The following is a 25747-nucleotide window of genomic DNA, read 5'->3' as shown; positions in this document are numbered from 1 at the left end:
TATATGCCAGCCCCCAAGCCAGACAGCGACATGCCCAGCGATCCCTCCGCCTCCGTACCGACCGAGCTCGATCCGCCCTCATTGGACCCAAGGCGGCGGCGCCTGCTCTTCCGCGCCCGCCATCGCGGCACCAAGGAAGCCGACCTGATGATCGGCGCCTTCGTCGAGCGGCTGGTCGCCGGCTTCACGGAGGCGGAGCTGGATGAGCTGGAGGCGGTGCTGGAATACCCGGATGTGGACCTGTCGGACTGGTTGACCGGACGCCGGCCGATCCCGGAGGAGTGCCGGACGCCGATGCTCGACCGCATGGCCGTCGAGTGCGCCAGCCCCGGCGCCGGCCTGCCCGAGGCGCTGCGTCGGCCATGAGCCAGGCGGAGACAGCGACCCGCGGCCTCACCATCCATGGCGCGCCGGAGGGGTTCGACGCGCTGCTCCTGGCGCGGCGGCGGGCCGAGTCCGAGGCGCCGATCCTGCATGTCTGCCGGGACGATGCCCGCACGGCGCGGCTCGCCGAGGCGCTGGCCTTCTTCGCCCCGGAAGTGGAAGTGCTGCGCTTCCCCGCCTGGGACTGCCTGCCCTATGACCGCGTCTCACCCAACCCGGAGATCGTCGCCGAGCGCGTCGCCACCCTGACCCGGCTGCTGGAACAGGGCAGTCGGCCGCGGATCGTCGTCACCACCGTCAATGCCCTGGTGCAGAAGGTGCCGCCGCGGGCGGCCTTCGCCGGCTCGACCCTTCAACTCAGAAAGGGCGGGCGGGTGAAGCCGGAGGCGCTGACAGCCTTCCTCGAGGCGAATGGCTATGGCCGCACCGGCACGGTCATGGAGCCGGGCGAGTATGCCGTGCGGGGCGGGATCATCGACCTCTTCCCGGCAGGCGAGGCGGACCCGATCCGGCTCGACCTCTTCGGCGACGAGATCGAGAGCCTCCGGCGCTTCGACACCGGCACGCAGCGCAGCGGCGAGGCCTTGCAGGAGCTCTGGCTGCGGCCGGTGGGAGAGGTTTTCCTCGACTCGGATTCGATCAGCCGGTTCCGTGCGGCCTGGCGTGACCTCTTCGGCAATGCGGCGGGCGAGGATCCGCTCTATGTCTCGGTCAGCGCCGGGCGGAAGCATCCGGGCATGGAGCATTGGGCGGGGCTCTTCCACGAGCGGATGGAGACGCTGCTCGACTACCTGCCCGAGGCTTCGGTGAGCCTCGACCACCAGGCGGAGGACGTGCTGGCGGCGCGGCTCGAGATGATCGCCGACCATTACGAGGCGCGGCGGGCGCCGATCCGGGCTAATGAGGGGGAGGTACCCTACCGTCCGGCGCCGCCGGGGACGCTTTACCTGAACCAGCGTGGCTGGGACTCGATGCTGACGGGGGGGGCGTTGCTGCGCTTCTCGCCCTTCGCCCAGGCCGATGGCGCGGAGGGGATCGAGGCCGGCGGACGGCCGGGACGGCTTTTCACCGAGGCGCGGGCGGCGGGGCAGAACGTCTTCGCCGCCTATGCCGAACATGCCGAGGTGATGGTTCAGCAGGGCAGGCGGCCGGTGGTGGTCGCCTGGACGCGCGGCTCGCGCGAGCGGCTCGGCAATCTGCTGCGGGAGAATCGCGTTGCGGCGGAGCCGGTGGAGAGCCTGGCGGAGCTGGGGCGGCTGCCGAAAGGTGTCGTTGGCCTTGCCGTCATCGGATTGGAACGGGGCTTCCTTGCGCCTGCCACGGCGACGGGGCTCGGCTTCGGGCTGTCCGTGGTCGGCGAGCAGGACCTGCTCGGCGAGCGCATCGCCCGGCCGCCGCGGCGGCGGAAGCGGGCCGATCAGTTTATCGCCGATGCGACGGGGATCGAGCAGGGCGACCTGGTCGTCCATCAGGACCACGGCATCGGGCGGTATGACGGGCTCTCGACCATCGAGGTGAACGGCGCGCCGCATGACTGCCTGCGGCTGCTCTATGATGGCGGCGACAAGCTCTTCGTGCCCGTCGAGAACATCGAGGTACTGTCGCGCTTCGGCACGGAGACGGCCGGCGTCGCGCTCGACAAGCTCGGCGGCTCCTCCTGGCAGTCGCGCAAGGCCAAGGCCAAGCAGCGCATCCAGGACATGGCCGGGCAGCTAATCCGCATCGCCGCCGAGCGGCAGCTGCGCGAGGGCATGCTGGCAACGCCGCCCGAGGGCGCCTGGGACGAATTCTGCGCCCGCTTCCCCTTCGCCGAGACCGAGGACCAGCAGCGCGCCATCGCCGATGTGCTGGAGGACCTGGCCAGCGGCCGGCCGATGGACCGGCTGATCTGCGGCGATGTCGGCTTCGGCAAGACGGAGGTGGCGCTGCGCGCGGCCTTCGTCGTCGCCATGTCGGGCGTGCAGGTGGCGGTGGTGGTGCCGACCACGCTGCTGGCGCGGCAGCACTACCGCACCTTCTCGGCGCGCTTCGCCGGGTTGCCGGTGAACGTCGCCCAGCTCTCCCGAATGGTGACGCCAAAGGAGGCGGCCAAGGTGAAGGAGGGGCTGAAGGACGGCTCCATCAACATCGTCGTCGGCACCCATGCGGTGCTGGCGAAGGGCGTGGAGTTCGCCGAGCTCGGCCTCGTCATCGTCGACGAGGAGCAGCATTTCGGCGTTGCCCACAAGGAGCGGCTGAAGAACCTCAAGACCGACGTGCACGTGCTGACGCTGTCGGCGACACCCATTCCGCGCACCTTGCAGCTGGCGCTGACCGGCGTGCGCGAGATGAGCCTGATCGCCACGCCGCCGGTCGACCGGCTGGCGGTGCGGACCTTCATTATGCCCTGGGACGGCGTGGTACTGCGTGAGGCCATCCAGCGCGAGCGCTTCCGCGGCGGGCAGATCTTCTGCGTGGTCCCCCGCCTCGAGGACATGACGAAGGTGGCCGAGCGGATGCGCGAGATCGTGCCCGAGGCGCGCATCGTCGAGGCGCATGGGCAGATGGCGCCGACCCATCTCGAGAAGGTCATGACGGAGTTCGGCGACGGCAAGCACGACATCCTGCTCTCGACCAATATCGTTGAGAGCGGGCTCGACATGCCGGCGGTGAACACGCTGATCATCCACCGGGCGGACATGTTCGGCCTCGGCCAGCTCTACCAGCTGCGCGGGCGGGTCGGACGCGGCAAGCAGCGGGGCTATGCCTACCTGACCTGGCCGCCCTCGCACCGGCTTTCGGCCGCGGCGCAGAAGCGGCTGGAGGTTATGCAGACGCTCGACAACCTCGGCGCCGGCTTCACCCTGGCCTCGCATGATCTCGACCTGCGCGGCGCCGGCAACCTGCTGGGCGACGAGCAGAGCGGGCATATCCGGGAGGTCGGCATCGAGCTCTACCAGCAGATGCTGGAGGATGCCGTCGCCGACCTGAAGGCGGGACAGGGGCGGAAGAAGAAGTCCGAGGGCGACTACGCGCGCGAGTTCACCCCGAACATCAATCTCGGCCTGCCGGTGCTGATTCCTGAGGAGTATGTCCGGGACCTGCCGGTGCGGCTCGGCCTTTATCGCCGCATCGGCTCGCTTGCGGGCGAGGCGGAGGTGGAAGCGATGGCGGCGGAGCTTGCCGACCGTTTCGGGCCGCTGCCGGCGGAGGTGGAGAACCTGCTGCAGGTGGTCGCCATCAAGTCGCTCTGCAGGACGGCTGGGGTCGAGAAGCTGGATGCCGGGCCCAAGGGCGTGGTGCTCGGCTTCCACCGCAACCAGTTCCGCAATCCGGGCGGGCTGATTGCCTGGGTCACGGCGCAGAAGGGGCTGGTGAAGCTGCGGCCGGATCACAAGCTGGCCCTGCTGCGGGAGATGGAGCTGCCGCAGCGCATCCGCGTGGCGAAGGAGCTGCTCGGTGCGTTGGCAAAGGTGGCGACCCAGGCCAAGGCGGCTTAGGGCGAACTCCGACCAAATGGAATCATCTGATCTGGTTGATCCGCTCGCTAAAACAACAAGTTTGAGCGGGGTTCGTACGTCAGTGCGAATGGCCTCGCTCTAGGCCGGGGCGGAAAGCCCGGCGCAGAGGAAGGGCAGGATCTCCGCCACGGCCCTCTCGAAGTCTCCGCTGTTGCAGGCGCCGCCGGACATGGCCTCCAGCCGGCCCGTTCGCAGCAGGGTGTAGCGATAGGCACCCATCATGAAATAGAGGCGCCAGCACAGCGTCTCATGCGGAATGTCTGGCAGGATGCGCTGGAACTCGGCCAGATAGGCGAGGGTGGTCTCGTCATAGACGGTGCTGAGCACCTCCTTCGAGATATCGTCCGGCTCGGTATGGAGGCGCGCATGCATGCGCATGGTGGCTCGGCCTTCCGGCGTCTGGCCGTTCAGCATGAAGGGGGTGACGAAGCTGCGGACCAGCGCCTCCAGCGGGACTGGCATTTCGCCGAACTCGGCACGGGCCTCGGCAAGGGCGCGGCGGCGGGCCTCCGTCACCTGTTCGGCGCCGCGGCGATAGGCGGCTTTAAACAACTCCCGTTTCGCGCCGAAATGGTAGTGGAGCTGGGCGAGGTTCACCCCTGCGGCCTGGGTGATGGCGCGGGTGGAGGCGGCGGCATAGCCATGCTCGGCGAAGAGCGCTTGGGCCATGTCAAGGATGCGCTCCCGGGCGCTGGAGGCGGCCTCGGCTGGCCTGAGCTTCTCGGTCAACGCGGTCCCTTTGCCCTGTCTGCGCGCCTTGACAGGAAAGGCGGCGGGTACCGAGATATGGTCGAACGACCGACTGCCTGGCAAGGGAGGGGCGTCATGCCGCTGCACGGGCTGAACCACTATACCATCCGGCCCGCCGACCTGGAGCGGACGAAGGATTTCTACGTGAATGTCCTCGGCCTCGAGATCGGCTACCGGCCGCCGCTCGGCTTCGAGGGCTACTGGCTCTATTGCGACGGGGAGCCGACCGTCCACCTCATCGGGCCGCGGGAGCGGGATGCGCATATTCCCCGGAATGTCGGCCCGACGGGGTTGCTGGACCACATCGCCTTCTCCTGCACCGGCCTTGCCGAGATGAAGGCGCGGCTCGCCGCTCAAGGAGTCGAGCATGAGGAACGGGTGATCCCGCGCGACCGGCAGACCCAGCTCTTCCTGTTCGACCCGGATGGTGTGGCGGTGGAGCTCAACTACCCGCCGAGCGAGACGGTCTGAGCCGCATGGACCGCGCTTGGCATCAGATCGCGCTCGACGTGCTTAAAGCGAATGAGGTTCGCCTCATCCCCTACGTGCCGGACAACGTGCTGAAGCCGCTGATCGCGGCCATCCATGCCGACCCCTTCTTCCACGCCTTCACGGTGGCGCGTGAGGAAGAGGCGGTCGGCATCGTCGCCGGGGCCTGGATGGCGGGCACCAGGGGCATGGTGTTGATGCAGACCAGCGGCTTCGCTACCCTCGCCAATGTGTTGGCGAGCCTGCCCTGCGCCTTCCAGATCCCGGTGTTGCTGATGATCAGCGAACGGGGAACAATGGGTGAGTTCAATCAGGGCCAGGCGGCGGTGTGGCGGACGATGCGGCCGACGCTGGAAGCGCTGGCGATGGAGTACCACGTCGTCACCCGGCTCGACGAGTGCGAGTTCATCATGGACCGCACCATCCAGCAGGCGCATCTGACGCAGCTGCCGGCGGCGCTAGTCCTTTCGCCGCTGCTGACCGGCGGCAAGCCAACCGCGCGGCAGGTGGTAGCATGATCGTGGCGCACAACGCGAAGCGGATGTACCGCTTCGACCTCATGCAGCGGCTGGTGGCCCGGCTGGAGCATGAGGAGGCTGTCATCGGCGGCATCGGCAACACCAATTTCGACCTTTGGTCCGCCGGGCACCGGGCGCAGAATTTCTACATGCTGGGCAGCATGGGGCTGGCCGTGCCCATCGCTCTGGGCGTCGCGCTCGCGCAGCCGGAGCGCAAGGTCTTCGCCGTTGAGGGCGATGGCTCGCTGCTGATGCAGCTCGGCTGCCTAGCGACGGTGGCGACGCTGGCGCCGAAGAACCTGGCAATCTTGGTGATGGACAACGGCGTCTATCAGATCACCGGCGGGCAAGAGACGCCGGCAGCGCGGGCGGATTACGCCGCCATCGCGCGGGGTTGCGGCCTCGCCGGCGCCGCCTGGGCCGCGGACGAAGCGGATTTCGAGCGGCTGGTCGGTCAGTGCCTCGCCACAGACGGGCCGCACTTCATCGCAGTGAAGCTGGATGATCAGCCGCCGGTGACGCAGACGGAGCGCGATCCCCCGCAGATCCGCGACCGGTTCATGCGGGGGATGGGGGCGAAGCGAAGCAAGCTGCTGGGTTAGGCCCGCTTCCGCTTCTTCACCGGCGCTGCCTGGGCGAGGAGCGGCGCGAGGAAGCGGCCGGTATGGCTCTCCTCCGTCGCCGCCACATCCTCCGGCGTGCCGGCGGCGACGATGCGGCCGCCGCCGTCGCCACCCTCCGGGCCGAGATCGAGGAGCCAGTCGGCGGTCTTGATGACCTCGAGGTTGTGCTCGATCACCACCACCGTGTTGCCGGCATCGACCAGCTGGTGCAGCAGCTCCAGCAGCTTCCGCACATCCTCGAAGTGGAGGCCGGTGGTGGGCTCATCGAGGATGTAGAGCGTGCGGCCGGTGGCGCGGCGCGACAGCTCCTTCGACAGCTTGATGCGCTGGGCCTCGCCGCCCGAGAGCGTCGTCGCCTGTTGGCCCAGATGGATGTAGCCGAGGCCGACCTCGCGCAGCACCTTCAGCTTCTCGTGGATGGCGGGGACGGCGGAGAAGAACTCGCAGCCCTCGTCGACCGTCATCTCCAGCACATCGGCGATGGACTTGCTCCGGAACTTCACCTCCAGCGTTTCGCGGTTGTAGCGCTTGCCCTTGCAGGCGTCGCAGGTGACGTAGACATCGGGCAGGAAGTGCATCTCGATCTTGACGAGGCCGTCGCCCTGGCAGGCCTCGCAACGGCCGCCCTTCACGTTGAAGCTGAAGCGTCCGGGCTTGTAGCCGCGGGCGCGGCTCTCCGGCAGCTCGGAGAACCAGTCGCGGATCGGGGCGAAGAGGCCGGTATAGGTCGCCGGGTTGGAGCGCGGCGTGCGGCCGATCGGCGACTGGTCGATGTCGATGATCTTGTCGAGCTGATCGAGCCCCTCGATCTTCTCGTGCGGGCCGGGGACGGTACCGGCGCCCATCAGCCGGCGGGCGGCCGCCTTGTAGAGCGTCTCGATGACGAGGGTAGACTTGCCGCCGCCGGAGACGCCGGTGATGCAGGTGAAGGTGCCGAGCGGGAATTCCGCCGAGACGTTCTTCAGGTTGTTGCCGCTGGCGCCGACGACCTTCACCACGCGCTTGCGGTCGATCTTGCGCCGCGTCGCCGGTACTTCGATCCGGCGGCGGCCAGCGAGGTAGTCGCCGGTGAGGCTCGCCGGGTTGGCGGCGACCTCGGCGGGCGTTCCCTGGGCGATGACGCGGCCGCCGCCGGCGCCGGCGGCAGGGCCGATATCGATCAGATGGTCGGCGGCGCGGATGGCATCCTCGTCATGCTCGACGACGAGCACGGTGTTGCCGATGTCGCGCAGCCGGCGGAGCGTCGTCAGCAGCCGCTCGTTGTCGCGCTGATGGAGGCCGATGCTCGGCTCGTCGAGCACGTAGAGTACGCCGGTGAGGCCGCTGCCGATCTGCGAGGCCAGGCGGATGCGCTGGCTCTCGCCGCCGGAAAGCGTCGCCGAGGAACGGCCCAAGGAGAGGTAGTCGAGCCCGACATCAACGAGGAATTTCAGCCGCTCGGCAATCTCCTTCAGGATGCGGCGGGCGATCTCCTGGCGCTGCGGCGTCAGCGTGTCGAAGACGGTGCCGAACCAGCGCTCGCTGTCGCGGATGGAAAGCCGCGCGACCTCGCCGATATGCTTGCTGGCGATCTTCACCGACAGCGCCTCCGGCTTCAGCCGGTGGCCGTCGCAGGCGGGGCAGGGCTTGGCGGCCTGGTAGCGCGAGAGATCCTCGCGAATCCAGGGATTGTCCGTCTCGCGGTAGCGGCGCTCGAGATTGGGAAGCACGCCTTCGAAAGGCTTCTTCACGTCATAGCTGCGAAGGCCGTCCTTGTAGCGGAGCGTCACCACCTCCTCGCCCGTGCCGTGCAGGATGGCGTTGCGGATCCTGGCCGGCAGGTCGCCCCAGGGGGTCGAGGTCTGGACGTTGTAGTGGCGGGCGAGGCTTTCCAGCGTCTGGTCATAATAGGGCGATTGCGCGCCGGACCAGGGGGCGATGGCGCCCTCGGCCAGGGTGCGGAGATCGTCGGGGACGACCAGCATCGGATCGAAGAAGGTCTGGGTCCCGAGTCCGTCGCAGGTCGGGCAGGCGCCCTGCGGGCTGTTGAAGGAGAAGAGCCGCGGTTCGATCTCCTCGATGGTGAAGCCCGATTCCGGGCAGGCGAATTTCGCGCTGAAGACGGTGCGGTCGCCGGTATCCGCATTCTCGGCATAAGCGATGCCATCGGCCAGGGCGAGCGCGGTCTCGAAGCTGTCGGCCAGGCGTGGGGCGATGCCCTCGCGGACCACGATGCGATCGACGACCACCTCGATGTCGTGCTTCAGCTTCTTGCTGAGCGCAGGCACCTCGGCGATCTGGTAGAGCGTGCCGTTGACCTTCACCCGCTCGAAGCCGCGGCGCTGGAACTCGGCCAGCTCCTTCTTGTATTCGCCCTTCTTGCCGCGCACGGCTGGCGCGAGCAGCAGCAGCCGCGTGCCCTCGGGCATCGCCATGACGCGGTCGACCATCTGCGAGACGGTCTGCGCCTCGATCGGCAGGCCGGTCGCCGGGCTGTAGGGCACGCCGACACGGGCCCAGAGTAGGCGCATGTAGTCGTGGATCTCGGTCACGGTGCCGACGGTCGAGCGTGGATTGTGGCTCGTCGTCTTCTGCTCGATGGAGATGGCCGGGCTCAGCCCCTCGATGCTGTCCACATCCGGCTTCTGCATGAGCTGGAGGAATTGCCGCGCATAGGCCGAGAGGGATTCGACATAGCGCCGCTGGCCCTCGGCATAGATCGTATCGAAGGCGAGCGAGGATTTGCCGGAGCCGGAGAGGCCGGTGATGACCGTCATCGTGCCGCGCGGGATGTCGAGGTCGAGATTCTTGAGGTTATGCGTGCGGGCGCCGCGGATGCGGAGGAAGCCGGCGCCGGAGAGGGGGGAGGGGGTGGCCATACGGGGTCGTGCTCCACGGGGCGCGCGGCCCACGTTCGCCTTGTGTTCTGGCAGTGATGACATTATATGGGACTGGCGGGAAGGGCATTCGGCAGGCATGGTCCTTCCCTCTCAGCTTCCAAGGGTTCGGACGGCATGGCCGGCAGCGTCAACAAGGTAATTCTGGTGGGCAATCTGGGGCGTGACCCCGAGGTCCGCAACATGCAGTCCGGCGACCGGGTGGTGAGTTTCTCCATCGCAACCAGCGAGTCCTGGGCTGACCGCGCTTCGGGCGAACGGAAGGAACGGACCCAGTGGCACCGGATTGCCATCTTTAATCAGAAGTTGGGCGAGATTGCCGAGAAATACCTGAAGAAGGGCAGCAAGGTCTATCTGGAAGGCCAGCTGGAGAGCCGGAAGTACACCGACAAGGACGGCAACGAGCGCGAGGTCACCGAGGTGGTGCTCAGCCGCTTCCGTGGCGAGCTGACCCTGCTCGACGGCCGCGGCGGCGCCGGCGGCGAGATGGGCGAGGGCGGTGGTGGCGGCGGCTACGGCGGCGGCGGCGGCCGCTCCTCGGGCGGCTATGAGCGCTCGGGTGGGGGCGGCGCCTCGCGCGGCGGTGGCGGCGGCGGCGGGGGTGGTGGCTGGGACAAGCCGAAGGGTGGGGCGAGCGACCTCGACGACGACATCCCCTTCTGACGGCGTCTCCTCAGCGGAAGTCGCGGCTGCCCGGCAGCCGTGCCTTTGGCCCATGATTATCAGGCTCCGGCCGGCGCACCTCGTCGGCATGGCCGAGATTGCGCTCCGCCCAAACGGCATCTCCCGCCTTCATCAGCCCGTCCAGCAGGTCGGACCGGTCGACCAGCCGGCGGACGACCAGGTGGACGATCGGCACCTCGGCCCGCTCCGCCTCCCGCTCCACCCGGCCCTCCGCCACCAGCAGCCGGCCGGCGACCAGCGCCGCCCTGTCCCGTGCGACGATGTCGGGATAGGCGACAAGGTTGCCGATGCCGAACTCGTCTTCCACGGTCAGGAAGACGATGCCTTTGGCCGAGCCTGGCCGCTGCCGCATCAGCACCAGCCCGGGCAGGCGCAGCACGGTCCCGGCCCGGACCGTGTTGAGTTGCCGCGTGTCGGCCAGGCGCAGCGCCTCCAGCTGCGGCCGTAGCAGGGCCAGCGGATGCCGCCGCAGGGTGAGGCCGGTCGACTGGTAGTCCCCGACCACCGTCTCCCCCTCGTCCGGGACGGCGAGCGGAACCTCGGATTCCGGCAGCAGCCCGGCGCGGCCGGCCATGGCGGCTTCGGGCGAATCCCGGGCGATGGCGAAGAGCGGCAGGTCCTGCGGACCGCTGGCGATGCCACGCGCTGCCCAGGCCGCCTGCCGTCGTGGCAGGCCGGCGCTGGCGAAGGCATCCGCCGCGGCCAAGGCCTCGATGGCCCGGCGACGAAGGCTGCTGCGCCAAGCGAGATCCTCGACCGATTCGAAAGGTGCCCCGTTTCGCTCCAGGCGGGCCACGACGATCGCCTCCGCCTCCACCCTCGCCAGCCCCGCCACCAGCCGCAGCCCGAGCCGCAGGGCGAGCCGGTCGGGTCCCTTCGCCGCCGGCTCCAGTGCGCAATCCCAATCGCTGGCATTCACATCGACCGGCCGCACTTCCACCCCATGCTCTCGCGCGTCGCGGACGATCTGTGCCGGGGCGTAGAACCCCATCGGCTGGCTGTTCAGCAACGCGCAGGCGAAGACGCCGGGGTGGTGGCACTTGATCCAGCTCGAGGCGTAGACGAGCAGGGCGAAGCTCGCCGCATGGCTTTCGGGAAAGCCGTAGCTGCCGAAGCCGTCGATCTGCGAGAAAACCCGCTCGGCGAAGTCCCGTGCGTAGCCGCGCCGCACCATCCCATCCACCAACCGGTCGCGGTAGCGGTTGACGCCGCCCGTCATGCGGAAGGTCGCCATGGAGCGGCGAAGCTGGTCGGCCTCCCCTGGCGAGAATTTGGCGGCAACGATGGCGAGGCGCATCGCCTGCTCCTGGAAGAGCGGCACGCCGAGCGTCTTCCTGAGCACCTGTTCCAACTCGTCCGGCTCGCCATGCGCCGGGTCGGGCGAGGGATAGATGACCTGCTCCAGGCCCTGCCGCCGCCGCAGGTAGGGATGCACCATGTCGCCCTGGATCGGCCCCGGCCGGACGATCGCCACTTGGATGACGAGGTCGTAAAACTCCTCCGGCTTCAGCCGCGGCAGCATGTTCATCTGCGCCCGGCTCTCGACCTGGAAGACGCCAAGGCTGTCGGCCCGGCGCAGCATCCCATAGGTTTGCGGGCAGTCCTGCGGCAGCGCGGCGAGATCGACGTATTCCCCCAACCGGTGCTGCCGCAGCAGTTCGAGCCCGCGCCGCAGGCAGGAGAGCATCCCGAGCCCCAGCACATCCACCTTGAGGATGCCGAGCGCGTCGATGTCGTCCTTGTCCCATTCGAGCACGGTGCGCCCGTCCATCGCTGCCCGGCTCACCACGGCCAGTTCCGTCAGCTTGCCGCGGGTGATGGCGAAGCCGCCGACATGCGTCGCGGCATGGCGGGGGAAGTCGAGTAGTTCCTCGGCCAGCGCCAAAGCCAGGCCGAGCCGCGCATCGCCCGGCTCCAGCCCCACCGAGGCGGCGAGCGCCGCGAGCGACATTTCCCGCCCGGGCCCCCAGCTCGCCTTGGCAAGGCGCGCGGTGACGTCCTCGCTCAGCCCCATCGCCTTGCCCACCTCGCGGATGGCGCTGCGCGTGCGGTAGCGGATGACGGTGGCGCAGATCGCCGCGCGGTTCCGCCCGTAACGTTCGTAGAGGTGCTGGATCACCTCTTCGCGCCGCTCATGCTCGAAGTCGATGTCGATATCGGGCGGCTCGCCACGGCTCTCGGAGATGAAGCGCTCGAAGAGCAGGTCGTGCTTCGCCGGATCGACGGCGGTGATGCCGAGCACGAAGCAGACCACCGAATTCGCTGCCGAGCCACGGCCCTGGCACAGGATGTCCTTGCCGCGGGCAAAGCGGACGATCTCGTGCACCGTCAGGAAATAGGGCGCATAGCCGAGCCGGCCGATCAGCCCAAGCTCGTACTGGAGAAGCTGGGCGATCTTCTCCGGCACGCCGCCCGGCCAGCGCAGCGCCACCGCCTCGCCGATCCGCGCCTCCAGCGTTTCCTGCGCGCTGCGGCCGGGCTCCAGCAGCTCTTCCGGGTATTCGTAGCGCAGCTGGTCGAGCGAGAAGCCGGCGCTCGCCTCCAGCACACGAAGCGTGTTGGCCAGCGCTTCCGGATGGCGGACGAAGAGCCGCGCCATCTTCGCCGGCGGCTTCAGGTGCCGCTCGGCATTGGGCTCGGCCGCATAGCCCAACGCATCGACGGTGGTGCGGAGACGGATGGCGGTCAGCACATCGGCGAGCGGCCGCCGCGCCGGGTCGTGGAAACGCGGGTCGTTGGTGGCCAACAGCCCAGCGCCTGCGGCCTCCGCCATAGCCGCCAGCCGGTCGAGCCGGCGCTGGTCGTCGCCGAGGAAGGGGCAGGATGCCGCGAGCAGCAGCGGGAGGGCGAGCCGGCCGCGCAGCGCCCCGGCATCGGCACACAGCTGCTCGGCGAAGCCGGCATCCGCCCCGGCTGGCGGAATGATGGCCAGCGCCCAACCCTCGGCGGCGGCCAGCAGATCGGTCCGCTGCAGACGGCACTCGCCCTTCGGTGCCGTCATGCGGCCATGGGAGAGCAGCGCAGTCAGCCTGCCATAGGCGGCGCGGTCGGTCGGCCAGGCGAGCCAGGCGCTGCCATCGGCCAGCACCAGCCGGCAGCCGACGGCGAAGCGCAGCTTGGCCTGGCGCGCCGCCACATGGCCGCGCACCACCCCGGCCAGGCTGTTGGTGTCGCAGATCCCAAGCCCGGCAAGGCCCAGCATGGACGCGCGCTCCACCAACTCGTGCGGGTGCGAGGCGCCATCGAGGAAGGAGAAATTCGACCGTGCCCCAAGCTCGGCGTAGCCGCTCATGGCAGGTGGCCGTGCAGCGTCCAGCGGCCTTCCGCACGGCAGAGCCAGAGCCGCAGGCCCGAGTCGAGCTCCACGCGGTAATAGTCGCGCCGTGCCTGGCCCGGCTGAGCCCGCCACCATTCAGCCTCCAGCCGCAGTGGCCCTTCCAGTCGCCGCAGCCGATGGGTGCGACCGCCCCAATGCAGGAGGGCGGGCATGGCATCCGGCAAGGCCGCCGCCACCTCCAGCGGCTGCGGCCGGCGCAGCCGCAGAACCGGCCAGGCCGGGGCTGCCCAGCCCTCCGGCATCGGCGGCGGACAGGTTTGCGGGTCGAGCGCGGCGACCGCGTGGTCCAGCCAATGACTGGCCCGGGGCGCCACGCGGCGCACCCGCAGGCGCTGGCCCAGCCGGTCCAGCAGCTGCGCCAAGGCCAGCTCGGCATCCGCTTCCTCCGTCCGGCTGCCGATGGCGAGGCCGGGCTGCATCCCGGCTGTCATGGGCTGCGTGGCGCGCGCCTCGAGCGCCATCCGCTCGAAGCCGAGGCCGGGCTCCAGCCGTTCCAGCCGCGTGGCGAAGAGGCGGCGGAGATGCGCTGCCTCCCGCATCGGCTGGCCGGTGCCGATCGCCACCTCCTGCACCGCCCCATCGACCCGCCAGGCCAGCAGGGTGAGTTGCCGCACCCCAACCCCGGCGGTGCGCAGCCGGTCGCAAAGCTCGTCGAGCAGCCGGTCCAGCACGGCATCGATGCCGCTGCGGGTCACGATCGGCTCCACCATCTCCCGCGCCGCGCTCAGTTCGGGCGGCGGCAGGGCTGGCTGAATGGGGGAAGGGCGCCGGCCAACCACCGCATCCAGCCGGTCCAGCAAATCCTGGCCGAAGCGGCGGGCCAGGGGGCCGCGCGGCAGGCCTGCCAGCGCATGAACCTGATGCAGCCCGAGCGAAGCGAGGCTTTGCAGCATGGCGGGCGGCAGGCGCAGCGCCAGGCCGACCGGCAAGGGTCCAGCCACCGCCGCCTCGGTGCCCGAAACGGCGATCGGGTTGTCGCTTCGGGCGCGGGCCAGGGCACCTGCCGTGGCAGCGGCCCCGGCGATGGCGCCGCGCGCCGCGATGCCGGCGTGGCGCAGGCGTCCCATCGCCTCCTCCAGCAGCGGCGCTTCGCCGCCATGCAGATGAGCGCAGCCGGTGACATCGAGCAACAGCCCATCCGGCGGGTCCGCGGCGGCCAGGGGCGTGTAGCGCCGGGCCCAGAGAGCGAGTTCGGCCAGGGCCTGCGCCTCCCCGATCAAATCGGACTGGCGCAGCAGCAGCGCGGGCAGCATCGCCTGGGCATCGGCGAGTGGCTGGCCGGGCCGCAGCCCTGCCGCCCCGGCCGCCGCATCCACCGCGGCGAGCAGGCGGCGGCTGCCCTGCGCGGCCCAGACGGCGAGCGGCCAATCCGGCGACAGGCCGCGCTCGGCCCGGCGAATCCGGTCGGTGGCGAAATGCGGCAAGTGAAGCGCGAGGAAGCGGCTCGTCATCGGGTGGCTCGGTGCGCGGCCGGGGCTTCCTCGATCCGCAGTTGCCGCGTTGCGGCCTGCCAGGCCAGGGTCCAGGGACCATCTGGCGCGCCGCCCTTGGCCCGCAGCAATTCAAGGTGCCAGCGCGGCGACTCGACGGCGGGCAGCGGTGCCACCCGCCAGCGGGTGAGGGCCGCGCTGGGCTCGGCCGTCAGCATCCCGGGCCGCAGCAGCAGGCCGAGCGCCCGGCCGGCCTCGGCGGCGAGCTGCAGCCGCCGCGTCGCCGTCAGCGGAAGGTTGTCGGCCAGGACCAGCACCGCCCCGGCCACCGCCGGGCAGCGCAGCGCCTCCTCCATGGCCCAAAGCGCATCCTGCGGCCGCTCGGCGCGAACCAGGATGAGGTCGGCCGGGTCGAGCCCGCAGCCGGCAAGGCCCGGCGGCCAAGCCTGCAGGCTATCGGCCGCCCCCGCGATCCAGAGCACGGTGCCGCCGCAACGGCCAAGAAGCACGGCGGCGAAGGCGGCGCCGCAGCCAGGGGCAGCGGCCAGCACCTCATGGAGCGCTGCACGTGCTAGCCCGCCGCCCGGCAAGCCGGGAATGTCGAGGCGTCCCGCCGCGGCCCGGCCGCTGCCCTCCAGCCGCACCACCCGGGCCCGCAGCGCGGCGAGCATCGCCGCCTGGTCGAACGCAGCGGAGGCGGTGGAATCGGCGGGGCGCATCGCCGCGGACGATGGCGGAGGCAATCGAACGAATCAAGAACAAATCGGACCGGCCGAAGGGCGGCGCGAGCGCCTTCGACCACGACATCCCGTCCTGAGGCGATGCCTTACTCGATGCCGGGGAAGGGTGCCGGGTCGCTGAAGCGCCGGACGGCGTTCAGGACCAGCCGTGCGGCCGCGTTCGCGTAGCCGTCTACCGGCAGGGCGCCGATATAGTTCATCGAGCCGAAGGACAGCACCGCGCCGCCCTTGGGCGCCTCGAAGAAGGTGATGTCGGAGCGCATCACCTCGTCATGCTGGCGCGGCCAGAGCGTATGGTCGTAGCGCTCCTCGTTCACCGGGGCATAGCTTGGCTCGGTGACGATCGCGGTCGCCACGATGAGGGCGTGATGCGGCGTGCCGAGGCGGATATCCGCCCGGTCCAGCTCATGGCCGGCGGCGCCGCCGCCCATGAAGCCGCGCTCGCCGAACTCCAGGCCGGGCACCGCCTCGATTCCCTCGCGCAGGAAGGCGACCCGCGGATCGAGAATTCCGGGAGCAAAGCGATAGGGGTGGCCCGTATAGTCGCCCTGGGTGCTGAAGCCGATGCCGACGATGCTCTGCGGCGGCCGGCCGAGCCGGCGCCAGAGGCCGCCATAGCTGCCGTCGAAGGCATGGTAGGACTCGCCGGGCTCGGCCGCCCAGAGCCGGATGCCGCCCTCCGCCCGGCGGACCTCGAGGGCCCAGGGGCCATCCCCATGCGGCACGACCTTCCAGTAGAAGCCGTTGCCGCCGAGATAGACGAAGCGCCCCCCGCCCGCGATGTAGCCGGCGATGCCGTCGAGCGTCTGGTCGGAATGGTATTCCGGGTGCTGGCCGGTCAGCACCACGCTGTAGGGAGCAAGCGCTGCGGCCCCCTCGGCATGCAGGTCGTGGTCGGTGACCACCTCGTAGTCGATGCCGTGCCGGTCCAGCATGTCGATGATGTAGCTGTCGGCGCTGATCCAGTAGGTGCCGGAGCCCTCCGGCGAGGGATCGATCATCTGGATGTGGTTGACCCGCTTGTCGATCATCGGCCGGCGCATGGAGGCATAGGCGATGCCGCTGCCATCCGTGTGCCAATTGTAGGTCGAGAACCCGTAATCCGGGTGCCCATCCGGCGACTGCTGCAGGGCGCTCCAGGCGACGGCGCGGTCGTAGAGCTGGGCCTGGCGGCCGGGCCGGGCGAAATTCCCGTAGATCGTATAGGTGAAGGTGGGCGCCAGGAAGGCGACCCTGGCCCGCGCACCGGGCCGCGCGGCGCGGAGGTAGAAGGGGATGTTGTCGCGCCAGCCGGCGCCTTCCAGGTGCAGGGCGTAGACGCCGCTCGGCCAGTCCTCCGGGACCGTGAGGCTGAGCGAGGGCTGCCAGCCGGCATCGCCCATGTCATCCTCGTGGAAGTGGATGGCGCCCCAATGCTCCGGCGCCTCGGTCCAGCGCTGATGGGCGGCGGTCCAGCGGCTGCCGGTCATGGCGCGGGTCGGCAGGTTCACGCAGCGCCCGTGCCAGCGGCCGGGGCCGGTATCGGCCACATGGTCGCCGGTGATGCCGATGGCGAAATCCCACTCCGCCAGCAGGGCGCCGGCCGGCAGGGCCGTGCCCGCGGCCTGGGCGGCAAGGAGTTCGTCGGCCCCGAGGCCGGCTGCGAGGCGCGGGCGTTCGATCTTGCCATTGAAACACCGGCCCGCCGGCTGGTCGGCGGCGATGGCGGCACCGCCGGGACCGGCGGGGAAGGGGGCTGACAGGGCAAGTTCGGCCTCGGCCGCTTCGCGTCGGTCCAGCCGCGGCTTGCGGGGCTGCTGGCGGAGGGTGAGGGTGCCGCTCGCCGGGTCCAGCACCAGGGCGATGTCATGCCATGCGCGCGCCGTGAGCGGCCGGCCCGTCGAAACCCGCTGGCCGTTGAACTCGCAGAAGGCACCCTCGGGGCCGAGGCCGAGCCGGAGCGTCGCCCCGCCGCCGTCCCATGCCAGCACCACGCCGGGCTGGTCCGGCAGGGTAGGCCAGACCGTCACGGCGATGCCGAGCGCCCGATCCCCCCGGCCGAGATCGACCGATGGGAGATCGACGAAGCTTCCACGCCGGATGGGCTGCTCCGTGCCGGGGTGCCGTCCCTCGATGGCCGAGGGCATCGGCACCTCGCGGTAGCCTGGCCCGGCCGGGTTCGGGTCGCCGCAGTGGATACGGGCGACGCGGGCGGAATAGTCCGCACCGCCCTGGACACTCACCATGAAACGGATGGTCTCGCCCGGTCTCACGCTCCAGCGGTCGGCATAGCCGGTGATGGGGAGCATGAGGCGACCTCCGCAGCGGTGGGGCCGGAAGTGTTTCGTCGGCCGGAGGGAGTGTCAATCGCACCCGCGGATTTGGCGTTGAGGCCCGGAATGCCTATATATGGACCCAATGGAACCCGCGGGCCGAGGCCCGCCGGGCGCCCGGCCATTGCCATTCCGGCAGGGCCGGCCGAGCCCCAAGGAAACCGAGACGCGTGAGCGAAACCCAGAACGGCGCTGACGGAGGGCCGGGCGACACCGCCCCGGTGGCGCTCGAGGAGGAGATGCGCCGCTCCTACCTCGATTACGCCATGAGCGTGATCGTCTCCCGCGCGCTGCCCGATGCGCGGGACGGGCTGAAGCCGGTGCACCGCCGCATCCTCTATGCGATGCAGGAAAGCGGCTACACGGCGGACAAGGCACACCGCAAGTCGTCCCGCGTCGTCGGTGACGTCATGGGTAAGTACCATCCGCATGGCGATTCGGCGATCTACGACGCCATGGTCCGCATGGCGCAGTCCTTCTCCATGCGGGTGCCGCTGGTCGATGGCCAGGGCAATTTCGGCTCGGTCGATGGCGACCCGCCGGCGGCCATGCGCTACACCGAGGTGCGGCTGGCGAAATCCGCCTCGGCGCTGCTGGATGGGATCGACGAGGACACCGTCGACTACCAGCCGAACTACGACGAGAGCGAGAGCGAGCCGCGGGTTCTGCCCGCCGCCTTCCCGAACCTGCTGGTGAACGGCGCGCAGGGCATCGCCGTCGGCATGGCGACCAACATCCCGACGCACAACCCGACCGAAGTGATCGACGCGACGCTGGCGCTGATCGCCGACCCCGAGACCCCGCTGCAGCAGCTGATGGAGATCATGCCCGGGCCGGACTTCCCGACCGGCGGGCTCATCCTCGGCCGCAGCGGCATCCGCAACGCCTTCGAGACCGGGCGCGGCTCCATCCCGCTGCGGGCCAAGTGCGAGATCGAGGAGATGCGCGGCGGCCGGCAGGCCATCATCGCCACCGAGATCCCCTACCAGGTCAACAAGGCGAACCTGATCGAGAAGATCGCGGAGCTGGTCCGCGCCAAGGCGATCGAGGGCATCTCCGACCTGCGCGACGAGAGCGACCGCGACGGCATGCGCATCGTCATCGAGCTGAAGCGCGATGCGACGGCGGAGGTGGTGCTGAACCAGCTCTACCGCATGACCCAGCTGCAGACCTCCTTCGCCGTCAACTTCCTGGCGCTCGACAATGGCCGGCCGCGGCAGATGGGGCTGGTCGAGGCGCTGCGCGCCTTCATCGCCTTCCGCGAGGAGGTGATCCTCCGCCGCTCGCGCTACCGCCTCGCCAAGGCGCGGGAGCGGGGGCACCTTTTGATCGGCCTCGCCATCGCGGTCGCCAATATCGATGAGGTCATCCGCCTGATCCGCGCCAGCCGCGACAGCACCGAGGCGCGGCTCGCGCTGATGGCACGCGACTGGCCGGCCGGCGATGTCGGCACGCTGCTGGCGCTGATCGAGGATGCCGGCAATGTGGTGACGCCGGAGGGCACGGTTCGCCTGACCGAGGCGCAGGCCCGCGGCATCCTGGCCCTCACCCTCAGCCGGCTGACCGGGCTCGAGCGCGAGAAGATCACCGCCGAGCTGGAGGAGGTCGGCGCCCGCATCCGCGAGCTGCTCGACATCCTGGGCAGCCATGTGCGGCGGATGGAGGTGATGTCGGAGGAGCTGCGGGCGGTGCGGGCGCAGATCGCCTCGCCGCGGCTGACGCAGATCGTCGACTACGTCGCCGACCTCGACGACGAGAGCCTGATCGAGCCGGGCAACATGGTCGTCACCCTGACGCGGGACGGCTATGTGAAACGCACGCCGCTCGACGTCTTCCGCGCGCAGCACCGCGGCGGGCGCGGGCGCAGCGCGGCCGGCACGCGGCAGGACGACGTGGTGGTGCGCAGCTTCATCGCCCATACCCATCAGTGGGTGATGTTCTTCACCAGCCGCGGCATCGCCTTCCGCGAGAAGATCTGGCAGCTGCCGGAGGGCGGCGCGCAGGGCAAGGGGCGCAGCCTCCGCCAGGTGCTGCAACTCCAGGAGAGCGAGCAAGTCACCGCCGTGCTGCCGCTGCCGCAGGACGAGAGCCTGTGGGACGGGCTGCACCTGGTCTTCGCCACCGCCTCGGGCGGGGTGCGGCGGAACCGGCTGTCCGACTTCCGCAACGTCCGCGCCGCGGGCCTCATCGCCATGAAGCTTGACGCTGGCGACAACCTCATCGGCGTGCAGACCTGCCGCGAGGGCGACGACGTGCTGCTCGCCACCCGCAAGGGCCGCGCCATCCGCTTCCAGGCGACCGAGGATGTGCTCCGCGTCTTCGCCAGCCGCGACAGCAGCGGCGTGCGCGGCATCCGCCTTGCCAAGGGCGACGAGGTGATCGCGCTCTCCGTGCTCCGCCATGTCGAGGCGACGCCGGCGGAGCGCGAGGCGGCGATCCGCAATGCCGCGCAGCGTCGCCGCACCAATGGCAATGGTGTCGAGGAGATGGAGGCGGCGCCCGTTGCCGTATCGGAGGAAGGCGAGGAGGAGGGCGTCGCCGAGATCACCCTCTCGGCCGATCGCGCGCGGGAGCTGGAGGAGCAGGAGGAGATCATCCTCACCGTCACCGATGGCGGCTTCGGCAAGCGCAGCCTCGCCTATGACTACCGCATCACCGGCCGTGGCGGGCAGGGGCTGGAGAACATGGTCTTCAGCCGCCGCACCGGGCGCGAGGTGGTCGCCACCTTCCCGGCGCGGCCGGGCGACGATGTCATGCTCGTCACCGATACCGGCCGGCTGATCCGCCTGCCGGCGGACCAGGTGCGACTGACGCGGCGGCGCGGCCTCGGCGTGATGATGCTGCGGCTGAACGAGGGGGAGCGGGTGACGAGCTGCTTCCCGGTCGTCGACGATCAGGGCGAGGCGGGGCCGGATTCCGGCGCCGCGCAGACGGGCGCCCTGGCGGCGACCGAGCCCGAGGTGCCGTCCGATGGGTGAGCGCGTCGGCCTCTATGCCGGCACCTTCGATCCGGTGACCAACGGGCATCTCGATGTCATCGGCCGGGCAGCGCGGTTGCTCGACCGGCTGGTGATCGGCGTGGCCATCAACACCGGCAAGGGCCCGCTCTTCACGCTCGAACAACGAGTGGAACTGGTGCAGGCCGAGGCCGCGCCGCTGGCCGAGCGCAGCGGCGCACGGATCGAGGTGGTGCCCTTCGAAGGACTCGTGGTCGATGTCGCGCGGAAGGCCGGAGCGGGAATGATCGTCCGCGGCCTTCGCTCCGTGACGGATTTCGACTACGAGTATCAGATGGCAGGCATGAACCGCCGCCTGGATGACGGGATCGAGACGGTGTTTCTTCTGGCCAGCGAGACGAACCAGTTCATCGCCTCGCGTTTGGTGAAGGAGATCGCGCGGCTCGGGGGCGACATCAGCAGCTTCGTGCCGCCTCTGGTGCTGGAACGGACCCTGGCCCGGATTCGCGAGTCTCAGGCCGGCTGAGCCCGACCGGCCTTATTGGGGAGAAAAGTATGCGCCGACGCGACCTGGCAGGGCTCGCCGCCCTCGCCACGACCAGCAGCCTTGCAGCCCCCGCCCTGGCACAAGCCGAGGAGCGGTTGCAGCTGGAGCTGAAGGACGGCACCGTCACCATCCAGTTCCTGCCCGATGTGGCGCCGAAGCATGTCGAGCGAATCAAGCTGCTGGTTCGCCGCGGCTTCTATGACGGCACGCCCTTCCACCGCGTCATCGAGGGCTTCATGGCCCAGGGTGGCGACCCGACCGGCACCGGCACGGGCGGCGCGCGCGACCTGCCGGACCTGCCGGCCGAGTTCACCAACAAGTACCGCTTCCTGCGCGGCACCTGCGGCATGGCGCGCAGCAGCAGCCCGAACAGTGCGAACAGCCAGTTCTTCATCATGTTCGCCCCGGCGCCGAGCCTCGACAACCAGTACACGATCTGGGGCAAGGTGGTCGCCGGGATGGATGCGGTCGACAGGATCAAGCGGGGCAGCGGCGGCAACGGGGTCGTGCAGAACCCGGACAAGCTGATCCGCGCCCGCATCGTCACCGCCTGAATCAATTACCGAGGAGAGAGCCATGAGCGACGAAGCCGGCAGCCCTGCCGAGATCCCCGGCGAACCGCCGATCGGCGAGCCCGCAGCGGCACCTGCCGCCGCTACGCCCGATCCGGCGCTGGAGAACACGCTGATCCTCGAGCTGAAGGACGGCAAGGTGACGATCGAGCTGCGCCCCGACCTGGCGCCGCAGCATGTGGAGCGGATCAAGATGCTGGTGCGCGCCGGCTTCTATGACGGCACGCCTTTCCATCGCGTGATCGAGGGCTTCATGGCCCAGGGCGGCGACCCGACCGGCACCGGCACGGGCGGCGCGCGGGATGCCGGCCATGCCGACCTTCCGGCGGAGTTCTCGCCGCCCGCCAAGGCGCGCTTCGTGCGCGGCACCTGCGGCATGGCGCGGACCAACAACCCGGACAGCGCGAACAGCCAGTTCTTCATCATGTTCGCTCCGGCGCCGAGCCTCGACGGCCAGTACACGATCTGGGGCCGCGTCGTCTCCGGCATGGAGGTCGTGGACAAGATCAAGCGCGGCTCCGGCGGCAACGGCATGGTCCAGGGTCCGGACAAGCTGATCAAGGCGAACATTGCCGCGGATGCCCCCGCTGCGGCTTGAGGCTTGACAGGCGGGCGTCTCCAGGGTTTTGGGGGCGCCCGCATTGCATGGCGGCGCCTGTGAGCCGGTAGCTCAGCTGGTAGAGCACGGGACTTTTAATCTCGTGGCCGTGGGTTCGAATCCCACCCGGCTCACCAACCCCCGCGCCTTACGCAACCCGGACGGTTTACCTAACTTTAAGACTGGATCGGAGCGGGAGCCGAAGCGCATCCTGTTCGGCCCAAACACCGCGGAAGTCCGGAACATAATCATGAGCGACTACCCAATCATCGGCGTCTCGGACGAGGTGGCGGCCGATGCGGAGGGGGTCCGCATCATTCTTGAGACGCCGGCGGGGCCGCTCGCCCTCGCCATCCCCCTGCTGGTGGCGGAGCGGTTGCTGGTCACCCTCCGTGCCGGAGCGGATGATGCGCACCGGCAGCGGATCGAGCGTGGCGATGCATTGCGCACCGCCATCGTGCCGACCGACCGGCCGCCGCTCGACACCACCGGCTGCATGGCGAGCCAGGCCACCGACGGCCGCATCCTGTTGCAGTTCCGGCATGCCGCGGCGGCGACCACGCAGATCTTCGTCCCCCCGATGGGGGCGGCGATGCTGGCCCGGGCGCTCGGCGAGCTTAGCGGGCAGGCGCAGCCGCCAAGGGCCGTGGCCGGCGAGGCGGGGAAGCGGCGCAGCTAGAACCATGTGATCAAGCCCAGGGGCGTCCGGGCCCGCGGTACCCATGCCCTGGTCCCGGAACCGGACCCATGCTTTACCGGCGCCGCCAGCGCTGACCGGGACTCGATCGCATGCCCTCCTTGCCGGCCCTCGCGGCCGGGCTGCTTTCCGGCTTCGTCGGCTTCGCCTCCTCCTTCGCCGTCGTGTTGCAAGGGCTGCGCGCCATGGGGGCGGGGCCGGAAGAGGCGGCCTCGGGGCTGATGGCGCTGTCCATCGCCATGGGGCTCTGCGGGATCGGGCTGAGCCTGTGGCGGCGGATGCCGATCAGCGTCGCCTGGTCGACCCCTGGGGCAGCGCTGCTGGCGGCTTCGGCGATGCCGGAGGGTGGCTTCCCGGTGGCGGTCGGGGCTTTCGTGGTGAGCGGTATGCTGCTGGTGCTGGCAGGGCTGTGGAGGCCCTTCGGCCGGGCCGTGGCCGCCATCCCCTCGCCGCTGGCCAACGCCATGCTGGCTGGGGTGCTGCTCGGGCTATGCCTGGCGCCGGTGCGGGCGCTGGCGGAGGCGCCCGTGGCAGGCCTCGCCATCATCCTCACCTGGGCGGTGGTCGGGCGGATCAACCGGTTGCTGGCGGTGCCGGCGGCGCTGCTGGTGGCAGTCGGGGTAATCCTGGCGACGATCCAGTTGCCGCCCGGCATCCTCGCGGCGGCGGGACCGGTGCCGGCCTGGGTGATGCCGCGCTTCACCCTCGCGGCCGCGATTGGAATCGGGGTGCCGCTTTTCATCGTCACCATGGCTTCCCAGAACATCCCCGGCATGGCGGTGCTGAACGCCAACGGGTTCCGGCCGGAGGCAGGGCCGCTCTTCGCGGTGACGGGGCTTTTCTCCCTGGCGGGGGCGCCGCTCGGCGGCCATGCGGTGAACCTCGCCGCCATCACCGCAGCGCTCTGCGCAAGCCCTGAGGCGGAGCCGGATGCGGCCCGGCGTTGGTGGGCTGCGGTCGTGGCGGGCACCGTCTATGTCGGCTTCGGCCTGCTGGCGGGGGCGGCGGTCGCCTTCATGGCCGCGGCGCCGCCGGTGCTGATCCAGGCGGTGGCAGGGCTGGCGCTGCTCGGGGCCTTCGGCCATGCGATCCAGGGCGCGGTGGCGGTGCCGGCGCAGCGGGAGGCGGCAATCATTACCTTCCTCGTCACCGCCTCGGGGCTCGCTATCTTCGGCGTCAGCGGGGCCTTCTGGGGGCTGCTCGCGGGCGGTGCGATGCTTCTCCTGCACCGGTCGGGGCCGTTCACTCGAGCCTGATATGAGCCGCCTCGGCAACACGCTGCCAGCGGGCGGATTCCTCGGCGATGGTCGTGGCGAAGGCTGCGGGGCTGGTCCATTGCGCGGTGGCACCCTGTTCGCGGAGGCCGTCGCGGACGGCCGGTGTCTCGCTCGCCTCCTTCAGCGCGGTGGAAAGGCGGTCCACCACCGCGGTGGGCAGGCCGGCGGGGCCGAGCAGGCTGTACCAGTTATCGGCCAGCACCTCCGGCAGGCCAGCTTCAGCGGTAGTCGGCAGGTCGGGCAGGATCGGGCTGCGGCGCGTGCTGGCCAGGGCCAGGGCCCGCAGCGCGCCGCTCCGCAGATGCGGCAGCACCACCGGCAGGTCGGCGAAGAGCAGCTGGATCTGCCCGCCCAGCAGGTCGGTCACCGCCGGCGCGGCGCCACGGTAAGGGACAACGGTAAGTTCCATTCCACTTTGCAGCCGCAGCATCTCGGCGGCGAGGTGGGAGATGCCGGCCGCCCCAGCCGTGCCGATGGCGAGCCTCGTGCCGGGCCGCTGCGCCAGCGCCCTAAGTCCGGCGAGATCGCTGACGCCGAGGCTTGGCACGGCTACCAGCGCCTCCGGCACCAGGGTGACGATGCTGACCGGGGTGAGGTCCTGCGGAACGCGATAAGGAACGGTGTTGGTGACATGCGGGATGATGACCAGGGCGCCGCTGCTGGTCAGCACCAGCGTATGCCCGTCGGGCGGCGCCTTGGCCGCAGCATCGACGCCGATGACGCCGCCGGCGCCGGGGCGGCTCTCGATCACCACCGGCTGGCCGAGCATCGCCGTCAGCGGCTGGGCGTAGAGCCGGGCGATGATGTCGTTCGGCCCGCCGGGCGGGAAGGGGACGATCAGGCGGATCGGCCGGCTCGGCCAGGCGGGCTGAGCCCGGGCGATGGCGGGCAGGACGGCGGCAGCCGCCAGTAGATGGCGACGATGCATGGGCGATCCTCCGGTCTCTTGTTGCCGGGATCATGCCCATGGGGGCTGGCCGGGGGAAGCGCGCCGGCTACCAGCCGTCCTGGGGTGGCTCCGCATAGGGCTGCCCATAGGGGTCCGCATAGGGCTGCTGCTGGTATTGGGGCTGGTATTGCGGCTGATACTGGGGCTGGGCGTAGTAGCCCTGGGTGGGGGCGGCACTCCGTTGGTCCACCGAATTGCCGATCAGCCCGCCGACCAGTGCACCCGCCGCGGCGCCGCCGAGGACGGCCCCGCCGCCATGCCCAACCGCGGCACCGAGCAGGCCGCCGGCTGCAGCGCCGGTAACCGCGCCGGCTGCCGTGTTGGAGGGTGGCGCGGCGTAATAGGGCGTGGACTCCACGATGCAGCCGCAGAGCGGGAGCATCGCCAGGGCCGCGAGCCAAAGCCTCGGTTTCATCTCATTCAACCTCCGATCCGCCCTCGCAACGCACGACGGCCGGGAAGGCTGCATCAACCGTCGCGGATGGGGCGAGGCCATGGCGGCGGCAT

Annotated in this window: 20 protein-coding genes and 1 tRNA gene; 13 read left to right on the top strand and 8 right to left on the bottom strand. The window is 70.1% G+C overall.

Annotated features, from left to right (window positions below; genetic code table 11):
* The first annotated feature begins 30 nt into the window (after positions 1-30).
* Together LH62_RS22030 and mfd are read left to right on the top strand one after the other, a co-directional pair.
* A complete protein-coding gene (locus tag LH62_RS22030) occupies positions 31-366 on the top strand; it encodes a succinate dehydrogenase assembly factor 2 (protein WP_052215037.1) in 336 nt (111 codons plus the stop codon).
* The gene (gene mfd, locus LH62_RS22025) at positions 363-3863 is read left to right on the top strand and encodes a transcription-repair coupling factor (RefSeq protein WP_043364303.1); all 3501 of its coding nucleotides are present in this window, start codon (positions 363-365) and stop codon (positions 3861-3863) included. The genes LH62_RS22030 and mfd overlap by 4 nt, the downstream gene beginning before the upstream one ends.
* Positions 3864-3962: 99 nt before the next feature.
* On the opposite strand, the gene LH62_RS22020 is transcribed toward mfd, so the two are convergent.
* The gene (locus LH62_RS22020) at positions 3963-4553 is read right to left on the bottom strand and encodes a TetR/AcrR family transcriptional regulator (protein ID WP_144404599.1); all 591 of its coding nucleotides are present in this window, start codon (positions 4551-4553) and stop codon (positions 3963-3965) included.
* Positions 4554-4709: 156 nt separating this feature from the next.
* On the opposite strand from LH62_RS22020, the gene LH62_RS31255 reads away from it, so the two are divergent.
* From LH62_RS31255 to LH62_RS22005, 3 genes are read left to right on the top strand one after another with little or no spacing between them, the layout of a single operon-like run.
* Positions 4710-5105: a VOC family protein gene (locus LH62_RS31255; RefSeq protein ID WP_043364299.1), complete on the top strand. Its 396-nt coding sequence runs from the start codon at positions 4710-4712 to the stop codon at positions 5103-5105.
* Positions 5106-5110: 5 nt separating this feature from the next.
* Positions 5111-5641 (top strand): thiamine pyrophosphate-binding protein, encoded by a 531-nt coding sequence (locus LH62_RS22010; protein ID WP_043364297.1) that lies wholly within the window; start codon positions 5111-5113, stop codon positions 5639-5641.
* Entirely contained in the window at positions 5638-6243 is a 606-nt protein-coding gene (locus LH62_RS22005; protein WP_043364295.1) for a thiamine pyrophosphate-dependent enzyme, read from the top strand. The genes LH62_RS22010 and LH62_RS22005 overlap by 4 nt, the downstream gene beginning before the upstream one ends.
* On the opposite strand, the gene uvrA is transcribed toward LH62_RS22005, so the two are convergent.
* Complete coding sequence (uvrA, locus tag LH62_RS22000) at positions 6240-9122, bottom strand: excinuclease ABC subunit UvrA (protein ID WP_043364293.1); 2883 nt, start codon at positions 9120-9122, stop codon at positions 6240-6242. The genes LH62_RS22005 and uvrA overlap by 4 nt on opposite strands.
* Before the next feature lie 135 nt (positions 9123-9257).
* Here uvrA and ssb point away from each other — a divergent pair, with 135 nt between their 5' ends.
* Entirely contained in the window at positions 9258-9803 is a 546-nt protein-coding gene (gene ssb / locus LH62_RS21995; RefSeq protein WP_043364291.1) for a single-stranded DNA-binding protein, read from the top strand.
* 10 nt (positions 9804-9813) lie between these two features.
* Here ssb and LH62_RS21990 read toward each other — a convergent pair whose 3' ends face one another.
* From LH62_RS21990 to LH62_RS21975, 4 genes are all read right to left on the bottom strand, one after another.
* Complete coding sequence (locus LH62_RS21990; RefSeq protein WP_043364289.1) at positions 9814-13116, bottom strand: error-prone DNA polymerase; 3303 nt, start codon at positions 13114-13116, stop codon at positions 9814-9816.
* A complete protein-coding gene (locus LH62_RS21985) occupies positions 13113-14612 on the bottom strand; it encodes a DNA polymerase Y family protein (RefSeq protein ID WP_043364287.1) in 1500 nt (499 codons plus the stop codon). Before LH62_RS21985 ends, LH62_RS21990 begins: the two co-directional genes overlap by 4 nt.
* Complete coding sequence (locus LH62_RS21980) at positions 14609-15310, bottom strand: ImuA family protein (RefSeq protein WP_052214809.1); 702 nt, start codon at positions 15308-15310, stop codon at positions 14609-14611. The genes LH62_RS21985 and LH62_RS21980 overlap by 4 nt, the downstream gene beginning before the upstream one ends.
* Positions 15311-15417: 107 nt before the next feature.
* On the bottom strand, positions 15418-17619 hold the full coding sequence (locus tag LH62_RS21975) for a N,N-dimethylformamidase beta subunit family domain-containing protein (protein ID WP_043364285.1): 2202 nt from the start codon (positions 17617-17619) through the stop codon (positions 15418-15420).
* Positions 17620-17882: 263 nt separating this feature from the next.
* On the opposite strand from LH62_RS21975, the gene gyrA reads away from it, so the two are divergent.
* The 7 genes from gyrA to LH62_RS21940 all read left to right on the top strand — a co-directional run bounded on the left by gyrA (position 17883) and on the right by LH62_RS21940 (position 24270).
* Positions 17883-20621: a DNA gyrase subunit A gene (gene gyrA / locus LH62_RS21970; RefSeq protein WP_144404683.1), complete on the top strand. Its 2739-nt coding sequence runs from the start codon at positions 17883-17885 to the stop codon at positions 20619-20621.
* Positions 20614-21126: a pantetheine-phosphate adenylyltransferase gene (gene coaD, locus LH62_RS21965; protein WP_043364281.1), complete on the top strand. Its 513-nt coding sequence runs from the start codon at positions 20614-20616 to the stop codon at positions 21124-21126. Before gyrA ends, coaD begins: the two co-directional genes overlap by 8 nt.
* Before the next feature lie 29 nt (positions 21127-21155).
* Positions 21156-21701 carry a peptidylprolyl isomerase gene (locus LH62_RS21960; RefSeq protein WP_043364279.1) on the top strand — a complete coding sequence of 182 codons (546 nt, stop codon included), beginning with the start codon at positions 21156-21158 and terminating at the stop codon, positions 21699-21701.
* 22 nt (positions 21702-21723) lie between these two features.
* The gene (locus tag LH62_RS21955) at positions 21724-22317 is read left to right on the top strand and encodes a peptidylprolyl isomerase (RefSeq protein WP_082012718.1); all 594 of its coding nucleotides are present in this window, start codon (positions 21724-21726) and stop codon (positions 22315-22317) included.
* A gap of 61 nt (positions 22318-22378) precedes the next feature.
* Positions 22379-22454, top strand: a tRNA-Lys gene (locus tag LH62_RS21950).
* A 113-nt stretch (positions 22455-22567) separates the two neighbouring features.
* On the top strand, positions 22568-22996 hold the full coding sequence (locus LH62_RS21945; RefSeq protein WP_043364277.1) for a hypothetical protein: 429 nt from the start codon (positions 22568-22570) through the stop codon (positions 22994-22996).
* Between the two features lie 110 nt (positions 22997-23106).
* Positions 23107-24270 (top strand): benzoate/H(+) symporter BenE family transporter, encoded by a 1164-nt coding sequence (locus tag LH62_RS21940; RefSeq protein WP_043364273.1) that lies wholly within the window; start codon positions 23107-23109, stop codon positions 24268-24270.
* Here the strand turns inward: LH62_RS21940 and LH62_RS21935 are convergent.
* Together LH62_RS21935 and LH62_RS28645 are read right to left on the bottom strand one after the other, a co-directional pair.
* Complete coding sequence (locus LH62_RS21935; protein ID WP_043364271.1) at positions 24257-25219, bottom strand: tripartite tricarboxylate transporter substrate binding protein; 963 nt, start codon at positions 25217-25219, stop codon at positions 24257-24259. The two genes, LH62_RS21940 and LH62_RS21935, sit on opposite strands and share 14 nt — an antisense overlap.
* A gap of 67 nt (positions 25220-25286) precedes the next feature.
* Positions 25287-25655 carry a glycine zipper domain-containing protein gene (locus tag LH62_RS28645; RefSeq protein WP_052214808.1) on the bottom strand — a complete coding sequence of 123 codons (369 nt, stop codon included), beginning with the start codon at positions 25653-25655 and terminating at the stop codon, positions 25287-25289.
* Positions 25656-25747 lie beyond the last annotated feature (92 nt).

The sequence above is a fragment of the Belnapia sp. F-4-1 genome (assembly GCF_000802185.1).
Classification (GTDB): Bacteria; Pseudomonadota; Alphaproteobacteria; order Acetobacterales; family Acetobacteraceae; genus Belnapia.
This window is presented reverse-complemented; position numbering and strand designations above follow the sequence as displayed.